The 18,467-nt window shown below is 68.8% G+C and carries 19 protein-coding genes; 9 read left to right on the plus strand and 10 right to left on the minus strand.

What is annotated here, in order from left to right:
* Window positions 1-16 precede the first annotated feature (16 nt).
* Window positions 17-697, plus strand: a complete 681-nt coding sequence (locus G8A07_RS12440) for a C39 family peptidase (RefSeq protein WP_195797290.1) — start codon at window positions 17-19, stop codon at window positions 695-697.
* A 21-nt stretch (window positions 698-718) separates the two neighbouring features.
* Window positions 719-2,089: a hypothetical protein gene (locus G8A07_RS12445; RefSeq protein ID WP_195797291.1), complete on the plus strand. Its 1,371-nt coding sequence runs from the start codon at window positions 719-721 to the stop codon at window positions 2,087-2,089.
* 25 nt (window positions 2,090-2,114) lie between these two features.
* Here the strand turns inward: G8A07_RS12445 and G8A07_RS12450 are convergent, their stop codons facing one another.
* Entirely contained in the window at window positions 2,115-3,365 is a 1,251-nt protein-coding gene (locus G8A07_RS12450; protein WP_249937317.1) for a DUF3187 family protein, read from the minus strand.
* A 248-nt stretch (window positions 3,366-3,613) separates the two neighbouring features.
* Between G8A07_RS12450 and G8A07_RS12455 the strand changes: the two genes are divergently transcribed.
* From G8A07_RS12455 to G8A07_RS12465, 3 genes are all read left to right on the plus strand, one after another.
* Entirely contained in the window at window positions 3,614-4,555 is a 942-nt protein-coding gene (locus G8A07_RS12455) for a hypothetical protein (RefSeq protein ID WP_195797292.1), read from the plus strand.
* A gap of 42 nt (window positions 4,556-4,597) precedes the next feature.
* Complete coding sequence (locus tag G8A07_RS12460; RefSeq protein ID WP_249937318.1) at window positions 4,598-5,890, plus strand: patatin-like phospholipase family protein; 1,293 nt, start codon at window positions 4,598-4,600, stop codon at window positions 5,888-5,890.
* Window positions 5,891-6,018: 128 nt separating this feature from the next.
* A complete protein-coding gene (locus G8A07_RS12465; protein ID WP_195797293.1) occupies window positions 6,019-6,714 on the plus strand; it encodes an alpha/beta hydrolase in 696 nt (231 codons plus the stop codon).
* A gap of 16 nt (window positions 6,715-6,730) precedes the next feature.
* Here the strand turns inward: G8A07_RS12465 and G8A07_RS12470 are convergent, their stop codons facing one another.
* Both G8A07_RS12470 and G8A07_RS12475 read right to left on the minus strand, forming a co-directional pair.
* The gene (locus G8A07_RS12470) at window positions 6,731-7,021 is read right to left on the minus strand and encodes a helix-hairpin-helix domain-containing protein (RefSeq protein ID WP_195797294.1); all 291 of its coding nucleotides are present in this window, start codon (window positions 7,019-7,021) and stop codon (window positions 6,731-6,733) included.
* 36 nt (window positions 7,022-7,057) lie between these two features.
* Window positions 7,058-8,794 carry an ABC transporter ATP-binding protein gene (locus tag G8A07_RS12475; RefSeq protein ID WP_195797295.1) on the minus strand — a complete coding sequence of 579 codons (1,737 nt, stop codon included), beginning with the start codon at window positions 8,792-8,794 and terminating at the stop codon, window positions 7,058-7,060.
* Window positions 8,795-8,947: 153 nt separating this feature from the next.
* On the opposite strand from G8A07_RS12475, the gene G8A07_RS12480 reads away from it, so the two are divergent.
* From G8A07_RS12480 to gmhB, 4 genes are all read left to right on the plus strand, one after another.
* The gene (locus G8A07_RS12480) at window positions 8,948-9,517 is read left to right on the plus strand and encodes an SIS domain-containing protein (RefSeq protein ID WP_195797296.1); all 570 of its coding nucleotides are present in this window, start codon (window positions 8,948-8,950) and stop codon (window positions 9,515-9,517) included.
* Window positions 9,518-9,533: 16 nt separating this feature from the next.
* Window positions 9,534-10,481: a D-glycero-beta-D-manno-heptose-7-phosphate kinase gene (gene rfaE1, locus G8A07_RS12485; RefSeq protein WP_195797297.1), complete on the plus strand. Its 948-nt coding sequence runs from the start codon at window positions 9,534-9,536 to the stop codon at window positions 10,479-10,481.
* Window positions 10,482-10,542: 61 nt separating this feature from the next.
* Window positions 10,543-11,061, plus strand: coding sequence for an adenylyltransferase/cytidyltransferase family protein (locus G8A07_RS12490; protein ID WP_195797298.1), 519 nt, complete (start codon window positions 10,543-10,545; stop codon window positions 11,059-11,061).
* A complete protein-coding gene (gene gmhB, locus G8A07_RS12495; RefSeq protein WP_195797299.1) occupies window positions 11,058-11,627 on the plus strand; it encodes a D-glycero-beta-D-manno-heptose 1,7-bisphosphate 7-phosphatase in 570 nt (189 codons plus the stop codon). The genes G8A07_RS12490 and gmhB overlap by 4 nt, the downstream gene beginning before the upstream one ends.
* Here gmhB and G8A07_RS12500 read toward each other — a convergent pair.
* The 7 genes from G8A07_RS12500 to rpsA all read right to left on the minus strand — a co-directional run bounded on the left by G8A07_RS12500 (window position 11,624) and on the right by rpsA (window position 18,391).
* On the minus strand, window positions 11,624-12,955 hold the full coding sequence (locus G8A07_RS12500; protein ID WP_195797300.1) for a glycosyltransferase family 1 protein: 1,332 nt from the start codon (window positions 12,953-12,955) through the stop codon (window positions 11,624-11,626). The two genes, gmhB and G8A07_RS12500, sit on opposite strands and share 4 nt — an antisense overlap.
* On the minus strand, window positions 12,952-13,998 hold the full coding sequence (locus G8A07_RS12505) for a glycosyltransferase family 9 protein (protein WP_195797301.1): 1,047 nt from the start codon (window positions 13,996-13,998) through the stop codon (window positions 12,952-12,954). The genes G8A07_RS12500 and G8A07_RS12505 overlap by 4 nt, the downstream gene beginning before the upstream one ends.
* A 46-nt stretch (window positions 13,999-14,044) precedes the next feature.
* Window positions 14,045-14,782: a glycosyltransferase gene (locus G8A07_RS12510; protein ID WP_195797302.1), complete on the minus strand. Its 738-nt coding sequence runs from the start codon at window positions 14,780-14,782 to the stop codon at window positions 14,045-14,047.
* A complete protein-coding gene (gene lapB, locus G8A07_RS12515; RefSeq protein WP_195797303.1) occupies window positions 14,766-15,914 on the minus strand; it encodes a lipopolysaccharide assembly protein LapB in 1,149 nt (382 codons plus the stop codon). Before lapB ends, G8A07_RS12510 begins: the two co-directional genes overlap by 17 nt.
* Window positions 15,904-16,209 (minus strand): lipopolysaccharide assembly LapA domain-containing protein, encoded by a 306-nt coding sequence (locus G8A07_RS12520; RefSeq protein WP_195797304.1) that lies wholly within the window; start codon window positions 16,207-16,209, stop codon window positions 15,904-15,906. Before G8A07_RS12520 ends, lapB begins: the two co-directional genes overlap by 11 nt.
* Window positions 16,210-16,249: 40 nt before the next feature.
* Entirely contained in the window at window positions 16,250-16,558 is a 309-nt protein-coding gene (locus tag G8A07_RS12525) for an integration host factor subunit beta (RefSeq protein ID WP_195797305.1), read from the minus strand.
* 123 nt (window positions 16,559-16,681) lie between these two features.
* Window positions 16,682-18,391, minus strand: coding sequence for a 30S ribosomal protein S1 (rpsA, locus tag G8A07_RS12530; protein ID WP_195797306.1), 1,710 nt, complete (start codon window positions 18,389-18,391; stop codon window positions 16,682-16,684).
* Window positions 18,392-18,467: the final 76 nt, after the last annotated feature.

Consider the following 18,467-nt stretch of genomic DNA (forward strand, 5'->3'; position numbering starts at 1 on the left):
GGGCCGCAGGATGACGATGAAGCAAGCGAACGCGCTGTGCTGCCTGATGTTTCTGGCGGGCGGTGCGTGGGCCGGTACCGTGGAGCCGCCGCTGCAGATCGGTGGCGCCTTCTCGGTGCCGACCACCAGCCTGCGCGAGCTGCGCTTTCGCTCGACGATCCGTCAGCAGTTCGACTTCAGCTGCGGCTCGGCGGCGATCGCCACCCTGCTGGCCCATCACTACCGGCACGGCGTCAACGAACAGACGGTGTTCGAGGGTATGTACCGGCATGGCGACCAGGAGAAGATCAAGCGCGAGGGTTTCTCGCTGCTCGACATGAAACGCTATCTGCAGACGCTCGGCTTCGAGGCCAACGGCTTCGAGGCGACGCTGGAGATGCTGGGCCGCGCCAACATCCCCGCGATCGCGCTGATCCAGGAGCAGGGCTATCACCACTTCATCGTCATCAAGGGCCTGCGCCAGGGCCGGGTGCTGATCGGTGATCCGTCCGGCGGCCTGCGCGCGATGAGCCAGGCCAGCTTCCAGCAGATCTGGACCAACCAGATCCTGTTCGTGATCAACAACCAGCAGGACCGGGCGCGCTTCAACCTGGATGCCGAATGGAAGATCGTGCCCCGGGCACCGACCGACCTGGCCATCAATCGCAACGGCCTGGGCTCGATGCTGCTGCCCAAGCTGGGCCCCGGGGATTTCTGAGTCGTGAAGGCCGGACGCATCATGAACACCTCCACCCGACGTCTGGCCTGCCTGGTTTCGCTGCTGGGCGGTGGCTGCATCGTGCCGCTGGGCCTGGCGCCACCGCTGTACAAGCCGGTGGGCGAGTTGTCGCGGCTGCCCCTGGCCGAGCTGCCCCGTATGCCCGAGCCTGCCGCAGCGCAGCCGGCCGAAGAGCCGGTTGTTGAAGCCGAGGCGCCTGCGGCCATCGATCCGATCCCGATCCCCGCAGCCCCTCCAGTGGCCGCGCGGGATGAAGATTTGCAACGCCGGCTGGTGCTGGCGATTCAGCGCATGGCGCCGGAGGAAACCGTCGAACGCGAGCCCGCGGCGCCGATGCCGGTTCGCGAGAAGACGCTGTCCGGCCAGGTCTCGCACATCCTGACGCGTAGCGATCCGGCGCGCCCGAACACCACCGATGTCGAGGCCGAGGGCCTGCCGGTGGCCGAGGAGCTCGAGGCAGTGGGCATGAATCCACGGCGGATCGCCGCGATGCTCGGCTTCGATCCGTCCGCGGAACGACCCAGGCCGGCGCCCCCTGAGGAGCCGGAAGCGCAGGAAAGACGCAAGGTTTCGCTGGCGGGCTCGATGCATCCGGTTGCACCACCGGCCGCATGGGACTTGAATCCGGCACCCGCTCCCGAGCTTCAAGCGGGTCCGCCAGCGATCCCCGACGCGCCGGAACCCCGGCACGCCAGCCTGCCGCCAGCACCGGCCGATCCGGTGCTGGCGCGCCTGCGCGATGGCGTGCCGAGGCTCGACCCGACCGTTCCCGCGCCGCCGGCCGTCAATCGCCTGTTGGCGGCGCCTCTGCCGGGCCATGGCTCGACGCCGCCGATTGCCCAGGTGGCGCTGCCGCTGGCCTGCGGCAGGGAAGGCGAGGAGCTGCCATCACGCAAGCCGGAGGAAGCGCCTTGCCGCCCGACGGCCAACGAGGCGCCGCGCCCGCCCGGCAGTCCGCGTCAGGCGCTGGGCGAGACCCGGCTGGCGCTGAACGGCCGTTCGCTCGACGCGATCCGTGGCGGCTTCAGCGGACCCAACGGCCTGCAGGTCTCCTTCGGCATCGAGCGCAGCGTCTATATCAACGGCGCCCTGGTCACGACCACCAGCCTGAACCTGAATGGCCAGGGCCAAGCCACCGGCGCTGCCGGCCAGAGCCTGGCCCTGATCCAGAGCGGCGCGGGCAACAGCGTGGCGCCACAGCTGCTGTTGCCCTCGGCGATGCCGGGCACGGTGATTCAGAACAGCTTGAACGACCAGCGCATCCAGGCGCTGACGGTCATCAATGCAACCGTCAACAGCATGCAGATGCTGCGCTCGCTGAACCTGCAGACGACGATTCGCGAAGGCGTGACCGACTCGCTGCGCCGCTAGCGCCGCACAGCCGCAGCGTGGGCGGCTAGAGATTCATCGGCATGCGCAGGGTCAGGGTGATGTCGGGCGTGTCCCGGGTCATGCCGGCGCCCAGGGTGAAGTTCAGCGTCTTCTTGGGGCCTAGGCGATAGGCATAGCCGAGCAGCAGGGTGCCGAGCTGCACGCGCACCGCGTCGGCCGCGGTCGTGCCGTTCTGCTTTGTCTTGCCGACCGAGCTGTGGTCGTAGCCGATGCTGAAGGACGAGCGTTCGTTCAGCGCCAGGCCCATGCCGAAATTGAAGCCCAGCACGCCGCCGGGCTGGATGCTGCCGAGCTCCTGCGGCCCGTCATTGGTCTTGCGCACGACGTTGTCGCGCTTGAAGCTGTGCAGATAGCTGATCGAGCCGAACAGCACCGCCGGGTCCGAGGGATAGAGCACGGTCAGGCTGGGCTGCAGGCCGTAGAAGCCCGAGCCGGTCGGCAGCTGCGCCTGCACGCCGTCGCGCAGGCCGTTGACGCTGTTGTTGGTCTCGACCTCGAAGGGGTCGCGGCCGGTGCGCGTCTTCAGGCGCAGGCCGGCCACATAGAAGGGCTTGTCGACCCCGCCGTCGTTGAGCTGATAGCGCATGCCCAGCTCGATGTCGCCGATGCCATGGCCGCTGGAATCGAAGGCGACATTGGTGGCGAAGCCCGTTTCCTTCAGGATCTCGCGGCCGATGCTGCTGTCGGAGCGCCGCACATAGGGCACGCGGGCCTCGATCTCGAGGCGGCTGCTGAGCCCGTAGCGCGCCGCCAGGGTGCCGGTGAAGGTGTTGCGCTTGACCTCGCGCACATCGATCACGCCGATCAGGATGGCGGGGATGATGGTGTAGCCCACCAGCGCGACGCGGTTGCTGGACGAGTAGGAGTACTGGAAGGAGGGCTCCAGCACCAGGCTGCGGTGCGGGGTCAGGATGCCGGACTGATCGAAGATCTGGGCCACATTGGCCGGCTGCGGGCTGTTGTCGCGCAGCGGTTCCACCTCGGCGGCGCGGGCGCCGGTATCGGCGGCCGGCTCGGCGGCGGCCACTACCTGCGTTCCGGTGCCGCGGCGCTCTGCCAGCGCTTCCAGGCCCAGCGCACGCAGGGCCTCCGACATGCGGGCTTCCTCATTGGCGATCGAGCGCTTCAGCGCATCCAGCCGCTGGGCCTGTTCGGCAAACTGGCGCCGCAGGGTCTCCAGGCGCTCGGACGAGAGCTCGGGGGGGCGGCCCGTAGCGGCAGGGACAGGGTGAGCAGGCCGGCCATCGACAGGCATAGCGGCAGCAGCGGAGCTGGGCTCATCGGGGTCTCCTCGCGCAGCGCGGGCTGCATGGGATGGCATGGGCATCGGCCGGATTCCCAACGCTAAAGGGTGGCGCGCGGCGGCCATTGCGTACGGTCAACGCCGCCCTGTTTCATTGCCCCGTGAAGCGCATTTGTCACTTGCTTCGGTGACAGCTGCTGGGCCGCGCGGCCCATCCGGCGGTTCATGCAAATCTCAGGCCGCATCGGGATGATCCGGGCATGCCGAGCAAACTTGTCGTCGTCACGCCCGCCGGGCGCGAGCATTACCTGGAGCTGCTGGCCCACCATCTGCTGAGCCAGCCCGGGCTGCACGAATGGCAGTTGTGGGACAACTGCCGCCGGGAGAGCGACCGGGTCTATCTGCGCCGCCTGGCCCAGCGCGACCCGCGCATCCGTGTCGTCTCCATCCCGGCCTTCGAGGGCTGCCATCGCAGCAGCAACCGCTTCTACCGCCGCTGCGACGACCCGCGCGCCTTCTACATCAAGATCGACGACGATGTGGTCTACCTGGAACCCGGCGCGCTCGAGCGGCTGCGCCAGACCGCGCGGGCGCAGCGCCAGGCGGCCCAGCTGCTGGGGCGGCCGGTGCCGCTGTGGTGGTCGGCCCTGGTGGTCAACAACGCGATCTGCAGCTGGCTGCTGAAGCACCACGCCAAGCTCGAGCTGCCGGAGCGGCTGAGCTGCCAGGCCTCGGACCCGCTCGGTGGAGCCTGCCCGGCGTTCGCCCTGCGTCTGCACGAGCGTTTCCTGGCCCAGGTGGAGCAGGGCCGGCTGGAGCCGTTCCGGGTGCCGGATTTCCCGGTCTCGCTGTCGCGCCTGTCGATCAACTGCCTGGGCTTCTGGGGTCAGGACGTGCTCAGGCTGGGCCAGCGCTTCTGTCCCGACGATGCCGACGAGGAGGAATGGCTGTCGGCGGTGTTGCCCTCGCTGACCGGGCGCCATGGCTGCGTGGTCGGCGATGTGCTGGTGGCGCATTTCGCCTGCGAGGCGCAGGAGCAGGCCCTGCTGCGCTCCGGTCTGCTGGAGCGCTACTACGCGCTGGCCGGGCGGCCGGTGCCGGACTATCCGCTGCAGGGGCTGAGCCTGCCGCAGCGCCTGCGGCGCTGGTTACGGGCGAGGCAGCGGCGCCACAAAGCGGGTTTGGTGGCCGGCATCGGGTGAGATCGGATGATCGGGGGCTGTATCTGGACGTAAGCTGGCGGGGTGTCGCAGCAGCCCAGTACATCCTTCGGCAGCCCCATCCCCATCACTGGCCTGATCCTGACCGGCGGCGGCGCCCGTGCGGCCTACCAGGTCGGCGTGCTGGCGGCGCTGGCGCAGCTGCGGCGCGACGCGGGTGTCGGCGGCCCGACCGGGCTGAACCCCTTTCCGATCATCGCCGGCACCTCGGCCGGCGCGATCAATGCGGCGACCCTGGCCTGCATCGCGGACGATTTCGACGCCGCGGTCGACGGGCTGATGCATATCTGGCAGAACATCCATGTCGAGCAGGTCTATGCGGCCGATTCGCTGGGGGTGATACGCACCGGCGCGCGCTGGATGACGATGATGAGCCTGGGCTGGGCGCTGGCGCGCTGGAAGCGCAGCCGGCCTCGCAGCCTGCTGGACAACGCGCCGCTGGGCGATCTGCTGCGGCGCTGGGTGCGGCTGGAGCGGCTGGAGAAGATGCTGGACCAGGGCCATATGCGGGCGCTGGCGATCAGCGGCTCCAGCTACACCTCGGGCCAGCATGTGACCTTCTATCAAACCCATGCGCCGATCGCGCCCTGGCAGCGCTCGCAGCGCCTGGCGGTGCGCACGCGGCTGAGCATCGAGCATCTGCTGGCCTCCTCGGCCATTCCCTTCATCTTCCCGGCCGAGCAGCTGGAACTGGATGGCCAGCCGGAATGGTTCGGCGACGGCTCGATGCGCCAGAGCGCGCCGATCTCGCCGGCCGTGCATCTGGGCGCCGAGCGGGTGCTGGTGATCGGCGCCGGCCGCATGCATGAGCCGCCGGGGCGGCGCGAGGTGATCAACGAGGGCCATCCCAGCATGGCCCAGATCGCCGGCCATGCGCTGTCCAACATCTTCCTGGACGCACTGGCGGTCGATGTCGAGCGGCTGCAGCGCATCAACCATACCCTGTCGCTGCTGCCGCCCGAGGCGCGGCGCAACACGCCGCTGCGCCCGGTCGAGGTGCTGGTGATCGCGCCCAGCCGGCGCCTGGACGAGCTGGCGGCCGAGCACCAGGGCAGCCTGCCACCCAGCATGCGCGGGCTGCTGCGCAGCGTCGGCGTGGCCGGCGAAGGCAAGGGCGCCAGCGGTTCGGCGTTGACCAGCTATCTGCTGTTCGAGCCGGCCTTCACCGGCGAGCTGATCATGCTGGGCATGGCCGACACCCTGGCGCGCCGCGCCGAGGTGCAGCGCTTCTTCGGCTGGCCGGCCCAGGCGCCGACGGTCGATCCGGCCGCGATGCGGCGCCGGCGCGCCGGCTTCGTTGAGAGCATCCCGGGCTGAGGCGCCCCGGATCTGCTATGCCCCTTTTGGCGGGCATCTGATCGCACCGCGCAGCGCCGGGGCGGCATAGCATGCATGCCGTGACAGGGAGCCCGATCGATCATCATCTTGAGCAAAGGAACCCGATCATGAGTGAAGCATTGAGCATCGTCCTGGTGCATGGTTTCTGGGGCGGCGCGGCGCACTGGAGCAAGACCATCGTCGAACTGGCGCGCCTGGGGCATCAACGCCTGCGCGCGGTCGAACTGCCGCTGACCGCGCTGGCCGATGACGCCGAGCGCACCCGCAAGATGGTGGCGCAGCAGCCCGGGCCGGTGCTGCTGGTCGGCCATTCCTATGGCGGCGCGGTGATCAGCCAGGCCGGCAATCTGCCGCAGGTGCAGGGCCTGGTCTTCATCGCGGCCTTCGCGCCCGATGCCGGCGAAAGCCCGGGTGGCATCACCCATGCGCGGCCGCCCGCCGCGATCGCCAATATCGAGCCGGACAGCGACGGCTACCTCTGGGCCCGCCACGACAAGTTCCATGAAAGCTTCTGCCAGGACCTGAGCGCGGACGAGGCGCTGGTGATGGCGGTCACGCAGAAGGCGCCGCTGGCCGGCACCTTCGGCGACACGATCGATGTGCCGGCCTGGCGCCACAAGCCGAGCTGGTACCAGCTCTCGACCGAGGACCGGATGATCCATCCGGACAACCAGCGCCACATGGCCGAGCGCATGCAGCCACGCAAGCTGCTGAGCCTGCCGGCTAGCCATGCCTCGCTGGCCTCGCGGCCGGCCGAGGTGGCGGCGCTGATCGACGAGGCGGCGCGGGCGCTGGCGGGCTGATCGACGAGGCGCGCCTTCAGCCGCTGGATGCCGAGGCGGTTGCCGCGGGCGGCGCCTCCTCCAGCGCCCGCCCGCGCACGCGCAGGCCGGCGTCGGAGAGGCGCCGCGCCAGCGCCGGGCCGATGCCGCGCACGCGGCGGCGCAGCTCGGCCCAGTCGGCGAACGGGCCCTGGGCGCGTGCCGCCAGCAGGCGCTCGGCCAGTTGCGGGCCGATGCCCGGCAACGATTCCAGCTCGGCGCGGTCGGCCTGATTGAGTTCCAGCAGATGGGGCTGCGCCCACAGCCAGCCCGGCGCCAGCAGCGCCATCGCGAGCCACCGGCGCCGGCATGTTTTCATCTTTCTTCAGTCACCCAGCTGGGCCTGGACCATCGCGGCATAGGCGCCGTCGCGCGCCAGCAGCTCGGCATGGCTGCCGGACTCCAGCACGCGGCCGTCGGCCAGCACATGGATCGCATCGGCCGCGCGCACGGTGGACAGGCGGTGCGCGATCAGGATCAGGGTCTTCTTGCCCTGCCACTGGTCCAGCGCCTGCTGCACCGCGCGTTCGCTCTCGGTGTCCAGCGCCGAGGTGGCCTCGTCGAACACCCAGACCGGTGCATCCTTGTAGAGAGCGCGCGCGATCGCCAGGCGCTGGCGCTGGCCGCCGCTGAGCTTGCTGCCGTTGGCGCCGACATTGGTTTCCAGACCCTGCGGCAGGCCCTGCACGAAGTCCCACAGATGGGCGGCGCGCAGCGCCTGTTCCAGCTTGGCCTCGTCGCGCGGCTGGGCATAGGCGACGTTGTCGGCCACCGAGCTGTCGAACAGCACGATGTCCTGCGACACCACCGCGAACTGGCGGCGCAGCTCGGATTTCTTCAGCTCGGTGATGTCGAGGCCGTCCAGCAGGATGCGGCCCGCATCGGGCCGGCCGAAGCCCAGCAACAGATGGATCACCGAACTCTTGCCGGCCCCGGAGGCGCCGACCAGGGCGGTGGTCTTGCCGGCCGGGATCAGCAGGTCCAGGCCGTTCAGCGCCGGCTTGTCGGCGCCGGGGTATTGCAGGCGCACCTGCTGCAGCCGCAGTTCGCCCTGCACCGGGCCGCGCAGCTCGCGCTGACCGGCGTCGGGCTCGGCCGGCAGATCCAGCAGCTGCAGGCAGCCGCGCGCCAGCACGGTGGCGTTGGTGATCGGTGTGGCCAGGTCGCTGAGGTGGCGCAGGCGCGAGATCAGCAGCAGCAGCGCGGTGATGTAGGCGACGAACTCGCTGGCCGAGGCCTGTTCGCTGCGCGCCTGCAGCAGCGCGATGCTGGCGATCAGCGACAGCCCGACGCTGGCCACCAGCTGCGACAGCGGCTGGTTCAGCGCGCCGGCGGCGGCCTGCTTCAGCGAGTTGCGGCGCACCTCCATGGAGATATCGGCAAAACGCTCGCGCTCATGGTTGGCCGCGTCGAAGCTGCGCACGACGCGCCAGGCGCGGGTCACGTCGTCCACCTTGGCTGCCAGGTTCATCTGCGCGTCGTAGCTGAGCGTGCCCATCTTGCGCACCCGCAGGTTGACCTTCTTGACCACGAAGGCCATGGCCGGCAAGGTCACCATGGACATCAGCGTCAGCTTCCAGTTCAGCGCAAACAGGTAGACCAGCATGGCGACGGCGGGCAGGCCGTCGCGCAGCAGGGTGCCCAGGGTATGGCCCAGCATCGAGAGCGACTGCTGCGGGTCGTTGATCACCTTGGTGACCGCCATGCCGGGCTGCAGGCTGGTATAGACGCTGGCGTCGGCGCGCAGCAGGGCGTTGACCAGGGCCTGGCGCAGGTCGTTGACGCTGCGCAGCACGGTCCAGTTCAGCAGGTACTGGCCGGCGAAGCTGGCCAGGCCGCGCACCACATACAGGCCGATCAGGGTGATCGGTACCCACCAGATCGAGAAGGTCTCCTGCTCGAAGCCGGGCTTGAACACGCGCTTGAGCAGCTCCGGGATCAGCGGCTCGGTGGCCGCGGCGGCCAGGTAGGCGAGCAGGGTCAGGGCCACGCCCAGGCGGTAGGGGCGGACAAAGACCAGCAGGCTTCGGAGGGTGGCTTTCGTGTCCGGGACGGCTGACATCAAGGCTGGCGGCCCGAGGGCCGGGTGAAGCGGGAGCGGTATTGTCGCCTCGATTGCCGGCTTGGCCGCCCGCGCCATGGCCCGATAATCATGCGCCGGTGCCGCCTCGGGAAGGTGGCGCGAACCGCTTCAACCGCCTCGAGACCCGATCCGATGAGTTCCCTGTTTCTTCGCAATCTCGCCGAACATCAGCAACTGATGGCCGGGCTGCATGCCCTGGAGCCGGCCGTCCAGTCGGCCGGGCAGCAGCTGGCGCGCATCCTCGGCGCGGGCGGCAAGCTGATGTTCTGCGGCAACGGCGGTTCGGCCGCGGACAGCCAGCATCTGGCATCCGAGCTGACCGGGCGCTTCATCAAGGACCGGCGCCCGCTGGCGGCGATCGCGCTGAGCACGGACAGTTCGGCGCTGACCTGCATCGGCAACGACTATGCCTTCGACCAGGTGTTCGCCCGCCAGCTGACGGCGCTGGCACGCAGCGGTGACGGCCTGGTCGCGATCTCCACCTCGGGCAATTCGGGCAATGTGCTGCGGGCGGTCGAGGCGGCCAGAGTCCTGGGCGTCTTCACGCTGGGCCTGCTGGGCCGCGATGGCGGCCAACTGGCCGGGCTCTGCGACGCGGCCATCATCGTGCCGCATGCGGTGACGGCCCGCATCCAGGAGGCCCATATCCTGATCGGCCATACCTTGTGCGGCGTGATCGAAGCCGAGATGGGCCTGGACTGAGATGGGCGCTTCCGACATGAAGACGAATGCCGCAGGCTTGCCCGGCCGCGAGTTGCTGGCCCAGCGCCGCGTGCTGGTGGTGGGGGATGTGATGCTGGACCGTTACTGGTACGGCGCGGTGGATCGCATCTCCCCGGAGGCGCCGGTACCGGTGGTGCGGGTGGAGCGCGAGGAGGAGCGCCTGGGCGGCGCGGCCAATGTGGCGCTCAACGTCAAGGTCCTGGGCGCGCGCGCGACCCTGCTGACCGTGGTGGGCCAGGACGAGCCCGCGCGCCGGTTGCGCGAGCTCCTGCATGCGCAAGGGGTCGAGACCGCGCTGCGCGACGACCCCAAGCTCAACACCATCGTCAAGCTGCGCGTGATCGGCCGCGCCCAGCAACTGATCCGCGTGGACTTCGAGAACGAGCCCGACCATGAGGTGCTGGGCGAGATGCTGGATGCCTTCCAGGAGCAATTGGCCCGGCATGATGTGGTGCTGTTCTCCGACTATGGCAAGGGCGGGCTGACCCATATCCCGCGCATGATCGAGCTGGCCCGTGCCGCCGGCAAGCCGGTGCTGATCGACCCCAAGGGCCGCGACTACCGCCGCTATGCCGGCGCCAGCGTGATCACGCCGAATCGCGCCGAACTGGCACAGGTGACCGGCGCCTGGGGCGACGAGGCCGAACTGCTGCGCAAGGTGGGGCAGCTGCGTTCGGACATCGATGTCGGCGCGGTGCTGCTGACGCGCTCGGAGGAGGGCATGACCCTGTTCGACGCCGAGGGCGTGACCCATGAGCCGGCGCGTGCGCGCGAGGTCTTCGACGTCACCGGCGCGGGCGACACCGTGATCGCCACCCTGGCCGTGCTGCTCAGCGCCGGCCTGCCGCTGAGCCAAGCGATGCGCCTGGCCAACAAGGCGGGCGGCATCGTGGTTGGCAAGTTCGGCACCGCGACGGTCAGCTACGAGGAGCTGAGCGCATGAGTCCCCGCCCGGCCACCCCGAAGGGGGCTCGCGCCGCAGTGCGAAGCCCGGAGATTACCCAATGAGCACGGCGACGCCGAGCTGGGCGCTGGAAGACAAGCTGATCGACGCCGCGACGCTGAGCGACGAGGCCCTGGCGCAGCGCCTGGCCCGGCTGCCGCGTCCCCTGGTCTTCACCAACGGTGTATTCGACGTGCTGCATCGTGGCCATGTCAGCTATCTGCATGCGGCGCGCCAGCTGGGCGGCAGCCTGATCGTGGCCGTCAACACCGATGCCTCGGCGCGCGGCCTGGGCAAGGGGCCGGAGCGCCCGCTGAATCGGGATGTAGACCGCGCCCTGGTGCTGGCCGGCCTGGCCGGCGTCGATGCCGTGACCTTCTTCGCCGAGGCGACGCCGGTGGCCCTGCTGGCGCGGGTGCGGCCCGACATCTATGTCAAGGGCGGCGACTACGACATGGAGACGCTGGAGGAGACGCGGCTGGTGCGCTCCTGGGGTGGCCGCTCGCTGGCGATCCCCTTTGTGCAGGGCTACTCGACCACGGCCCTGGTGCACAGCATCCGCGGGACGCCGGCCCGATGAGCGGGACGCGCAAGGCCGCCTTCCTGGACCGGGACGGCGTCATCAACATCGACCATGGCTATGTCTACCGCTGGGAGGATTTCGAGTTCGTGCCCGGGGCGGTGGCGGCGATGCGGCGCCTGCAGGAGGCCGGCTATCTGCTGGTGGTGGTGACCAACCAGTCGGGCATCGGCCGCGGCATGTATGGTGAGACCGATTTCCAGCGCCTGAGCGCGCAGCTGCACGAGCATCTGGCGGCGCAGGGCGTGCGGCTGGCGGCGATCGAGCATTGCCCGCATCTGCCGGATGCACAACTGCCGGTCTACCGGATCCGCTGCGACTGCCGCAAGCCGGCGCCCGGCATGCTGTTGCGGGCCGCCCGAGTGCTGGATATCGATCTGGGCGGCTCGGTGATGTTCGGCGACAAGGCCTCGGACATCGAGGCGGCCCAGGGCGCCGAGGTCGGCCGGGCTTTCCTGTTGACGCCCAACGGGCAGGGACCGCTGCCCGAATTGCCGCCGGGGTTAGAAGCCAGCATCGCTCAAAGCCTGGCTGCCGCGGTGGACCAACTGCTCACGCGGCGTTAGCCGGCGGCTGCGCGGATCGGGCGGCGCGCCTTGGCCAGCAGGTCGGCGGTCGCCTCGGCCCAGGACATGCGCGGCGTGGCGCGGATCAGGGCCTCGCGCTCGCGCAGCAGGGGCTGGTCCTGGATGAACTGCACCAGCTTGGCGTAGATGTCGTCGACATCCAGCGGATCGAAGAAGCCCGCATGCTCGCCCGCCGCTTCGGGGATCGAGGCGGCATGGGAGGCCAGGCAGAACTTGCCGTAGCTGACCGACTCGGCCGCCGGCAGGCCGTAGCCTTCGATCAGCGACGGGAACACGGTGAAATGGCAGGCCCGGTACAGCGCGTCGAGCTCCTCGTCGGATGCATTGCTGACGAAGCGCACGCGTTCCTGCAGCACGGGCTTGGCCTTCAGGATCTCGTTCAGCGCCTGGTACTTCTTGTTGACGCTGCCGACCACCACCAGTTGCAGCCCGGCATCCTGTCGGGTCTCGATCACCCGGGCCCAGGCCTGCAGCAGGCGCGCCTGGTTCTTGGATTCGGCCACGCGGCCGACCGTCAGCAGGTAGCGGTCCGGCGTGAGCCCAGCGGGCAGCGGCGCCTTGGCCACGCCTTCCGAATTGATGTGCTGCCCGAAGAGGGACTTCTCGATCGGCTTCTCGGCGCCGGTGAACTCCAGCATGTACTTGCGGATCTCGCCCCGGTTGTATTCCGAGCTGGTGAAGAAGCGGTCGAAGGCCCGGAAGCTCTCCTTGATGAACTGGGTGAAGATCCGGCTCTCGCTGGACTTCTGAATGAAGCCGACCGGGATCACGTCGTGCAGCAGGATCTGCGCCGAGATGCCATGCTGGCGCTTGAGCTGCTCGATGTTCTGCACATAGCCGCCGATGATCCAGCTGCGGCCGACATTCAGCAGCACGTCGCCCGGCTTGAACTCGGGCGCGGGCATGCGGCGCTGGAACAGCAGCTGGGTGATGTAGAACTGCAGCGCGCTCGCGGAGGTGTGCCAGTAGTACTTGGCGGGCTTGTCGCGGTACTTGTCCTGGTAGTCCTTCCACGGCCTCAGGCGCGCATTCGGGCACAGGCGATAAAGCCGCGCGGCATCGGGCTCGATCTGGCCGGAGAGCAGGGCGCCCATGTACTCGACCACCTCGGGGGCCACCAGGCTGACCCGCTTGCAGGCGCGGCCGTGGAACATGATGAACTTGACGCCCTTGTCGAGGGAATGCAGCGCGTAGTTGAGGTGCACGCGCTGGATGCCGGTGACGTTCGAATGCTTCTTGACCCACAGGATCAGATCCGTGAGGTCCAGATAGATCGTCGGCGTGCTGGCTGGGGGCTGGAGGCTCATGGTCGGGAAAGTGGGTCGTGAGTGGCGAGCGGGGCGGCCATGCTCGCGAGCACCTGCCGGACCACCTCGGCCGGCTGGATGTCGGCCAGCTGTGGCGCCTGCAGCAGCTTCAGCATCTCGGGGTCATGGGGCAGCGGGGGGCGCGGGCCGAGCAGCACCCAGCTCGGCGTGCAGACGCCCGCGGCGATGTTGGTGGCGCCGGTGTCGTTGCCGATGCAGACCGTGGCCAGCGACATGGCCGCCACGGTGTCGGCGGCGCTGCCATCGGTGACGGCCAGCGCGCGGCCGCGGAGTTCGGCCGGGATGCCGCCGAGGATCTCCTCGGCCAGTTCGGCCTCGAGCGGGCCGCCGGTGAGGAACACGCCGCCTCCGGACTCGATCAGCAGGGTGGCCAGCGCGGAGAAGTTGGCGGCGCCCCATTGCTTGCAGGGCTCGGAGGAGCCGATCGCCAGCGCATACAGGGGGCGGGGCAGGCCGGCCAGGCGCTCGCTCATCCGCGCCACGGCATCGGGCCGCACACTGATGCGGGGCACGATGGGGGCATCACAGAAGCCCTGGGTGATCGCGAAGCGGGTGGCCTCGTGATAGCTGCGGACATCCGGGCCGTCGTAGAAGTCGATCCAGGGCGTCTTGCTCAGCATCAGCCGCTGCAGCCAGGTCGCGCCGTAGCCGATGCGTTGGCGGATGCCGGCCCGCCAGCAGACGATGACCGTACGGCCCGGATGGTCCGAGAACATGATCATCCGGTCGAAGCGGCTCGGTGCCAGCTCGGCCCCCAGGCGCATCAGGCCCGGCAGGCCGCTGTGGCGGCCGCGGCGGCGCTCGACGCGGCGGGGCCGGCGGTCGAAGTCGACCACCTCGCGCAGCCAGGGCTCATGGCCGATCAGGTCGCGGGCCATCGCGGTCGGCGGGGCGATGAGGGTGATCTGGCCGTCGCGGCTCTGCTCGGCGATGCAGCGCAGGTACTGCGCATGCCAGACCAGATCTCCCATGCCGTTGAGCTGGATCTGGACGGCCGTGTGCGGGCGGGTGTCGATACTCATGTGAAAAGAGCTCAAGCAAACAGGCGGACGGCCGCATGCCGCGCGTTCATTCGCGCCAATGATCCGCAATCCACGGCGCCGGCTTGGCGCGCCGCCAGTTGCCGTTGTTGCGGCCGGCCAGCGCGTCGGGCGGGTTCACCACGCCGTGGAAGATCAGGATGCGCGCGCCGGCCGGGATGGCGGGCGCGCGGAGATAGTTCAGCGGCCAGCGCGGGATGCAGTGGTACTTGTAGCTGGCGCACCAGGACCCGTCCCAGTACTGCAGCAGGCCCTTTTGCTGCATCTCGTCCGAGAGGTAGGCCTGCTCGTTGCGGAACTTCTGGCGGATCGCGTCGAACTCGCGGCGGAACTTGGCCAGCAGTTCGGGGTACTTGCCGATCTCGAAGCGGTAGACCGAGGAATTGCCGGTGATGCGCCAGGGGCGCTTCCAGTCGTGGATGATCAGGAACTCGCCCGGCACCTCGAAGAAGGGCGTGATGTCGTCCACGATCACGACGTCCAGGTCGAGGAAGAGGGCGGTGCCCTGCAAGCCGTGCAGATCGGCCTCGAAGGTGGTCAGCTTGGTCCAGCCGCGCTCCGGGCTGCCGGGCGGCAGCGCCAGCGGCGGGATCGGCAGGCATTCGACCTCGGCGCGCACGCCCTCGCTGAGGTCGGTCAGGCAGACAAAACGAAACTCGCCACGCAGGTGGCGGCGCACCATCGCGTAGAGGCGGTTGACATACTCGGGGCCGTACTTGGTGCCCCATTTCATGCACAGGATGACGCGCTCAGAGCTCTTCGACATGACGCGGGGGATAGGTGTCCCAGTTGAGGCAGCCGGGGCATTGCCAGAAATAATGCTGGGCCTCGAAGCCGCAGGCGGCGCAGCGGTAGCGCTGCAGCGGACGCACCGCGCGGTCCAGCGCGGCGCCGACCAGCGGGGCTTCCTCCTCGCTGAGCCTGGCGCCGCTGTGCGTCAGCAGCGCGCGCGCGGCCGACAGGCTGGGTTCGGCGCGCAGATGTTCCAGCAGGCGCTGGCGCTGCGCGCTGGTGGCGGGCTCCAGGCGCGCGATGGCGGCCAGCAACTGCATGCCGGGGCTGCGCTGGTACTGGGCCTGCAGGGTGGCCAGGGCCTGGTTGCCTAGGCCGGCGGCCAGGGCGGCTTCGGCATAGTCGCGCGCGACCAGGTGGAAGGATTCGGGGTTGGCGCTCAGCAGGCCGGCATAGGCGGCCATTGCCTGTTCGGGCTGATCGCGCCGCGCCAGCAGCTGGCCGGCCAGCACATGGGCGCGCGCGGCGCGTGGCGCCACCTTGCGCGCCTCGGCCAGCAGGGCCTGGGCCTCGGCATCGTCACCGCGACCCTGGGCCTCCAGCGCCAGCTCGCACAGGTAGTTGGCGATGCGCGCGGCGAAGGAGCCGCTGCCGCCCTGCTCGAGGTGGCGCGCCACCTCGGCGGCCTTGCGCCATTCGCGCGAGCGTTCGTAGAGCGAGAGCAGGGCCAGCTCGGCCTCGGTCTCGAAGGGCGTGCCCTGCAGCTGGCCGAAAGCCTCCTCGGCGCGGTCGAACAGGCCGGCCTTGAAGAAGTCCTGCGCCAGCGCATGCTGGGCGCGTTCGCGTTCGCTCTTGGGCAGGTCGCCGCGCTGCAGCAGATGCTGGTGCACCCGCACCGCGCGCTCATATTCGCCGCGGCGGCGGAACAGATTGCCGAGGGCGAAATGCAGCTCCGAGGTGTCGGGGTCGTTCTGCACCGCCTCGATGAAGGCATCGATGGCCTTGTCCTGCTGCTCGTTGAGCAGCAGGTTCAGGCCCTTGAAGAAGGTCTTGGGGGCATCGCGCTGTTCGCGCTTCCATTGGCGCGTGTCCAGCTTGGAGGCCAGCCAGCCCAGGGCGAAGGCGATCGGCAGCGCGATCAGCAGCCAGCGCAGGTCAAAGTCCATCGCGCACCACGCCGGCGTTGGGGGTCGGAGGTTCCGCTGTGGCGCCGGCCGGAGTATCAGGCGGGAACTGCTGCTGGCGCTGGGCCACGCGGCGGTGCTTCCACCAGGCCGGCACCATCGCCAGCACGCCCAGGGCGGCGCCGCAGCCGAAGGCCAGCAGCACGATGATCACCATCGGGGCATGCCACTCGTGGCCGAAGAACCAGCGCACCTCGACCTCCTGGCTGTTGTTCAGCGCGAAGGCGAAGAGGGCAAAGAAGATGAAGGCCCGGAAGAGCCAGACGAAAACTCGCATTGCGCGGATTCTAGGCGCCGTCGGACGCCCGGCGGCTCAGTCAGCGTGCGTCGCTGTCGTCGGCCGGCAACTGGATGTCGACCGCCTCGCGCAGGGCCTTGCCCGGCTTGAAATGGGGCACCAGCTTCTCGGGGATCAGCACCTGGGCGCCGCTGCGCGGATTGCGGCCCATGCGGGGCGGGCGGCGGTTGATCGAGAAGCTGCCGAAGCCGCGGATCTCGATGCGGTGGCCCTTGGCCAGCGCGTCGGACATCGCGTCCAGGATCGTCTTGACCGCGAACTCGGTGTCGCGCTGGGTCAGCTGGCCAAAGCGCTCGGCCAGGTGGGCAACAAGGTCGGAACGGGTCATGACGATGGAATTCTTGTAGAAGGGTGGTTCGGAAGAAGAGCAGGCTCGCCCTCGGATGAGTGGCGAGCCTGCGGATCACCGGACCCCGGGGCCCGTGAGGGCTCCGGGGTCGCAGAACAGGGATTAGTTGTTCTGGTTGTCCAGCTTGGCGCGCAGCAGGGCGCCCAGGCTGGTCGTGCCGGCGTTCTCACGCTCGGACGTGGCCGACAGGCGCTGCATGGCTTCCTGTTGGTCGGCGCTGTCCTTGGCCTTGATCGACAGCTGGATGTTGCGGGTCTTGCGGTCGATGTTGACGATGATGGCCGTCACTTCGTCGCCTTCCTTCAGCACGTTGCGGGCGTCTTCCACGCGGTCGCGGGAGATTTCCGAAGCGCGCAGGTAGCCGGTGACGTCTTCGGCCAGATCGATCTCGGCGCCACGCGCGTCGACGGTCTTGACCTTGCCGGTCACGGACATGCCGCGGTCATTGACCGAGGTGTAGCTGGTGAACGGGTCGGCGTCCAGCTGCTTGATGCCCAGCGAGATGCGCTCGCGCTCGACGTCCACGGCCAGCACGATGGCTTCGACTTCCTGGCCCTTCTTGAAGTTGCGCACGGCAGCTTCGCCAGTCTCTTGCCAGGACAGGTCGGACAGGTGCACCAGGCCGTCGATGCCCTGGGCCAGACCCACGAACACGCCGAAGTCGGTGATCGACTTGACCGGGCCCTTGACCTTGTCGCCGCGCTTGACGTTCTCGGCGAACTCTTCCCAAGGATTGGCCTTGCACTGCTTCATGCCCAGCGAGATGCGACGCTTGTCTTCGTCGATCTCCAGCACCATGACTTCGACCTCGTCGCCCAGCGAAACGATCTTCGAGGGAGCGACGTTCTTGTTGGTCCAGTCCATTTCGGAGACGTGCACCAGGCCTTCGATGCCCGGCTCGATCTCGACGAACGCGCCGTAGTCGGCGATGTTGGTGACCTTGCCGAACAGACGGGTGCTGGTCGGGTAGCGGCGCGAGACGCCGAACCACGGGTCGTCGCCCAGCTGCTTCAGGCCCAGCGAGACGCGGTTCTTCTCGGCGTCGAACTTCAGGACCTTGGCGGTCAGTTCCTGGCCGACCTGAACGACTTCGCTCGGGTGGCGGACACGGCGCCATGCCATGTCGGTGATGTGCAGCAGGCCGTCGATGCCGCCCAGGTCCACGAACGCACCGTACTCGGTGATGTTCTTGACCACGCCCTGGACGATCGCGCCTTCCGACAGCGTTTCCAGCAGCTTGGCGCGCTCTTCACCCATGGAGGCTTCCACCACGGCGCGACGCGACAGCACAACGTTGTTGCGCTTGCGGTCGAGCTTGATGACCTTGAATTCCATGGTCTTGCCCTCGAACGGGCTCATGTCCTTCACCGGGCGGGTGTCCAGCAGCGAGCCGGGCAGGAAGGCGCGGATGCCGTTGACCAGGACGGTCAGGCCGCCCTTGACCTTGCCGGAAACGGTGCCGGTCACGAAGTCGCCGGACTCCAGCGCGGTTTCCAGGGCCAGCCAGGAAGCCAGGCGCTTGGCCTTGTCGCGCGACAGGATGGTGTCGCCGTAGCCGTTTTCGATGGCGTCGATGGCCACCGAGACGAAGTCACCGACGTGAACTTCCAGTTCGCCCTGGTCGTTCTTGAATTCGTCGATAGGGACGTAGGCTTCCGACTTCAGGCCGGCGTTCACCACCACGAAGTTGTAGTCGATGCGCACGACCTCGGCCGAGATGACCTCGCCGGAGCGCATGTCGGCTTTTTGCAGCGACTCTTCGAACAGAGCGGCGAAGGACTCACCACCGGTGGCGTTTTGGGTTTGGGACATGGTGTCTGCGGGCGGACCCGCGGGTTAGGTTGTTGAGTTCGCCGCCCTCGATGAACTGACGTTCGGAGGGAAGGGC

The organism is Roseateles sp. DAIF2, from assembly GCF_015624425.1.
In the GTDB taxonomy this organism is placed as follows: domain Bacteria; phylum Pseudomonadota; class Gammaproteobacteria; order Burkholderiales; family Burkholderiaceae_C; genus Kinneretia.

Bases quoted from the DNA above. Each gene is read 5' to 3' on its own strand.
- G8A07_RS12450 (WP_249937317.1), bottom strand. From the start codon at position 3,365: ATGCCTGTCGATGGCCGGCCTGCTCACCCTGTCCCTGCCGCTACGGGC.
- G8A07_RS12455 (WP_195797292.1), top strand. From the start codon at position 3,614: ATGCCGAGCAAACTTGTCGTCGTCACGCCCGCCGGGCGCGAGCATTAC.
- G8A07_RS12465 (WP_195797293.1), top strand. From the start codon at position 6,019: ATGAGTGAAGCATTGAGCATCGTCCTGGTGCATGGTTTCTGGGGCGGC.
- rpsA (WP_195797306.1), bottom strand. From the start codon at position 18,391: ATGTCCCAAACCCAAAACGCCACCGGTGGTGAGTCCTTCGCCGCTCTG.
- gmhB (WP_195797299.1), top strand. From the start codon at position 11,058: ATGAGCGGGACGCGCAAGGCCGCCTTCCTGGACCGGGACGGCGTCATC.
- G8A07_RS12500 (WP_195797300.1), bottom strand. From the start codon at position 12,955: ATGAGCCTCCAGCCCCCAGCCAGCACGCCGACGATCTATCTGGACCTC.
- G8A07_RS12505 (WP_195797301.1), bottom strand. From the start codon at position 13,998: ATGAGTATCGACACCCGCCCGCACACGGCCGTCCAGATCCAGCTCAAC.
- G8A07_RS12510 (WP_195797302.1), bottom strand. From the start codon at position 14,782: ATGTCGAAGAGCTCTGAGCGCGTCATCCTGTGCATGAAATGGGGCACC.
- G8A07_RS12445 (WP_195797291.1), top strand. From the start codon at position 719: ATGAACACCTCCACCCGACGTCTGGCCTGCCTGGTTTCGCTGCTGGGC.
- G8A07_RS12525 (WP_195797305.1), bottom strand. From the start codon at position 16,558: ATGACCCGTTCCGACCTTGTTGCCCACCTGGCCGAGCGCTTTGGCCAG.
- G8A07_RS12480 (WP_195797296.1), top strand. From the start codon at position 8,948: ATGAGTTCCCTGTTTCTTCGCAATCTCGCCGAACATCAGCAACTGATG.
- G8A07_RS12470 (WP_195797294.1), bottom strand. From the start codon at position 7,021: ATGGCGCTGCTGGCGCCGGGCTGGCTGTGGGCGCAGCCCCATCTGCTG.
- G8A07_RS12440 (WP_195797290.1), top strand. From the start codon at position 17: ATGAAGCAAGCGAACGCGCTGTGCTGCCTGATGTTTCTGGCGGGCGGT.
- G8A07_RS12490 (WP_195797298.1), top strand. From the start codon at position 10,543: ATGAGCACGGCGACGCCGAGCTGGGCGCTGGAAGACAAGCTGATCGAC.
- G8A07_RS12475 (WP_195797295.1), bottom strand. From the start codon at position 8,794: ATGTCAGCCGTCCCGGACACGAAAGCCACCCTCCGAAGCCTGCTGGTC.
- lapB (WP_195797303.1), bottom strand. From the start codon at position 15,914: ATGGACTTTGACCTGCGCTGGCTGCTGATCGCGCTGCCGATCGCCTTC.
- G8A07_RS12520 (WP_195797304.1), bottom strand. From the start codon at position 16,209: ATGCGAGTTTTCGTCTGGCTCTTCCGGGCCTTCATCTTCTTTGCCCTC.
- rfaE1 (WP_195797297.1), top strand. From the start codon at position 9,534: ATGAAGACGAATGCCGCAGGCTTGCCCGGCCGCGAGTTGCTGGCCCAG.